The 3,163-nt window shown below is 73.8% G+C and carries 2 protein-coding genes; both read left to right on the top strand.

Translation table 11 applies throughout. The features are described from left to right. On the top strand, window positions 1–2,698 hold a 2,698-nt coding region (locus RKE29_RS28920), incomplete at its 5' end, for a type I polyketide synthase (protein WP_312008676.1). Window positions 2,699–2,739: 41 nt separating this feature from the next. After that, window positions 2,740–3,163, top strand: a 424-nt coding sequence (locus tag RKE29_RS28915) for a beta-ketoacyl synthase N-terminal-like domain-containing protein (RefSeq protein ID WP_312008675.1), incomplete at its 3' end; no start/stop codon positions are given.

The raw sequence follows: 3,163 nt of genomic DNA, 5'->3' as shown, positions 1-3,163 counted from the left end.
GGAGACGCATCCGTGGCTGGCGGATCATGTGGTGCTGGGTTCGGTGCTGTTGCCGGGCACGGCCTTCGTCGAACTCGCCCTGCACGCCGCCGACCACACCGGCAGCGACCATCTGGAGGAACTCACCCTCGAAAGTCCGCTGATCCTGCCCGAGACCGGCGCCGTGCAGCTCCAGTTCGTCGTCGAGGCCCTGGACGACGACGGACGCCGCCCCTTCGCCGTCTACTCCCGTCTGGAGAGCGCCGGCGCGGACGCGCCCTGGACCCGGCACGCCTCCGGCACCCTCGCCACCGGCGGCCCGTCGCCCGACACCCTCGCGGGGGACGGTGTGTGGCCGCCGGTGGGTGCGGAGCCGGTGGGGATCGGTGACCGGTACGAGGTGCTGGCGGGTCTGGGGTTCGGGTACGGTCCGGCGTTCCAGGGGCTGCGGTCGGTGTGGCGGCGCGGCGGTGAGGTGTTCGCCGAGGTGGCCCTGGACTCGGAGGTGGCGGAGTCGGCCGGGTCGTTCGGCCTGCATCCGGCGCTGCTGGACGCGACACTGCATGCGATCGGGCTGGGTGCGCTGCCGGAGGACCGGGCGGGGACGCGGCTGCCGTTCGCGTGGAGCGGGGTGCGGCTGTTCGCGGTGGGCGCGAGCGCGGTACGGGTCGTACTGGCTCGGGCCGGTTCGGAGGCGGTGTCGCTGCGGGTGGTGGATGCCGCGGGGCAGCCGGTGGCGTCGGTGGACTCGCTGGCGTTGCGCGCGGTGACTCCGGAGCAGCTGCGGGCCGCCGCCCCGACCGCTCCCGGCGCGCTCACCGACGTCCGCTGGACCCCTGGCCCCATCGCCCTGGACGGCACGCCGAGCACGGACACCTGGGCCTCCCTCGGCGACACCCCGGACCTCGGCGTGGCGCACTTCGTGACGGTGGACGCTCTGGCCGATTCCGTTGCCTCGGGTGGGGTGGTGCCCGGTGCGGTGCTGGCGGTGGTGCCCGAGGTGGTGGAGGGTGAGACGCCGGTCCGGGTGCGGGCGGGTGTGGCGTGGGCGCTGGAGACGGCGCAGGCATGGCTCGCACAGGACGGGCTGACGGATGCGCGTCTGGTGGTGGTGACGCGGGGTGCGGTGGCGGTCGGTGACGGCGGGCTCGTACGGGATCTGGCGGGGGCGGCGGTGTGGGGTCTGCTGCGGTCGGCGCAGACGGAGAACCCCGACCGGCTGGTGCTGGTCGACCTCGACCCGTCCATACCGGGGATCGATCTCGGTGTGCTGTCGGCGGTCGTGGCCTCGGGTGAGCCGCAGGCGGCCGTACGCGGCGAAGCCGTCCTCGCCCCCCGTCTTGCTCCGGCCGTCGCGCCCGCTGACGAGCCGGTTTCGCTGGCTGACGGGACCGTGCTGGTGACGGGTGCGTCGGGTGCGCTGGGTGGTCTGGTGGCGCGTCATCTCGTCTCGGCGCACGGCGTGCGGGACCTGCTCCTGCTCAGCCGCCGTGGCACCGACGCGCCCGGCGCGGCCGAGCTGGTCGCGGAGTTGGAGAGGTTGGGGGCCAGGGTGGCGTTCGCCGCCGCCGACGCCGCCGACCGTACCGCGCTGGAGAAGGCGCTGGGCTCGGTCGACGGTCCGCTCAGCGGCGTGGTGCACGCGGCCGGTGTGCTGGACGACGGGGTGTTCGGCGCGCTGACGCCGGAGCGGGTGGAGCGGGTGCTGCGGCCGAAGGTGGACGCCGCGTGGAACCTCCACGAGCTGACGCGTGAGCGCGGGGTGTCCGCGTTCGTGCTGTTCTCCTCGGTGCAGAGCGTGCTCGGCGGCGCCGGGCAGGCCAACTACGCGGCGGCCAACGGATTCCTCGACGCGCTGGCCCGGCACCGCAGGTCCGAGGGGCTGGCCGGTACGTCGGTGGCCTGGGGCCCGTGGGCCGACGGCGGCATGGCCGCCGCCCTCACCGAGGAGGACCAGGCGCGGTTCGCCCGGGGCGGCATGCGGGCCCTGTCGTCCGTCGTCGGCCTCGCGATGCTCGATGAGGCCCTGGCCCCGGACACCGCCGCCCACGTGGTCGCGGTGGACTGGAACCTGGCGGCTCTGCGTGGCCCGGACGCCGAGGTGCCCGCGCTGCTGCGGTCGCTGGCCGGCCCGGTGCGCGCCCGGCGCGCGGCGGCCTCCGCCCCCGAGGCCGGCGGCGCCGAGTCCCTCGCGCAGCGGCTCGCCGCCCTGGCGCCCGACGACCAGGAGAAGGCCATCGCCGAACTCGTCCAGAACCAGGTGGCGGCGGTGCTCAACTACAGCACCCCGCGCACGCTCGACCTCGCCCGCGGCTTCAAGGAGCTGGGCCTGGGGTCGCTGACCGCCGTGGAGCTGCGCAACCGCCTCAACAAGGCCACCGGCCTGCGGCTGGCCGCCACCCTGGCCTTCGACTACCCCACCCCGACCCTTCTGATCCAGCACCTGCGCGAGGAACTGGCGCCCGCGCAGACCGCGCCCGCGCCAGGCGGAGCGGCGGCCGGAGCCGAGCCCGACGAGGGCGAGATCCGCAGGGTGATCGCGTCCCTGCCGATCAGCCGTATCCGCGAGTCCGGCCTGCTGGACCAGCTCATGAAACTCGCCGACAAGCAGGACCCCGCGGCGCCGGACCCGGCGCCGGCGGCGGAGGCCGCCGAGCAGATCGACGCCATGGACGTCGACGCCCTCGTCCGCCTGGCACGCGCCAGCCTCGATTCCTGAAGAGCACCGGACTTCTGAAAGCTGGAAAGGCGAAGAAGAAGATGTCGAACACGTCAGCCGAAGCAGTGGTCGAGGCTCTTCGGGACTCTCTCAAAGAGGTCAGCAAGCTCCGGGAGCAGAACCAGCAACTTGTCGAGAACGCGCACGAGCCGATCGCGATCGTGGGCATGGGGTGCCGTTTCCCCGGTGGCGTGGCGTCGCCGGAGGATCTGTGGAATCTGGTGGCGTCCGGCGGGGACGCGATCTCGGAGTTCCCGGTGAACCGGGGCTGGGACCTTGAGCGGCTGTTCGACCCCGACCCGGAGCGGTCCGGCTCGTCGTACACCCGCGAGGGCGGTTTTCTGCACGACGCGGGCGGGTTCGACGCGGAGTTCTTCGGCGTATCGCCCCGCGAGGCCCTGGGAATGGACCCGCAGCAGCGGTTGATGCTGGAAGTCACCTGGGAGGCGTTCGAGCGGGCGGGCA

It is taken from the genome of Streptomyces sp. B1866 (assembly GCF_031932565.1).
Classification (GTDB): domain Bacteria; phylum Actinomycetota; class Actinomycetes; order Streptomycetales; family Streptomycetaceae; genus Streptomyces.
This window is presented reverse-complemented; position numbering and strand designations above follow the sequence as displayed.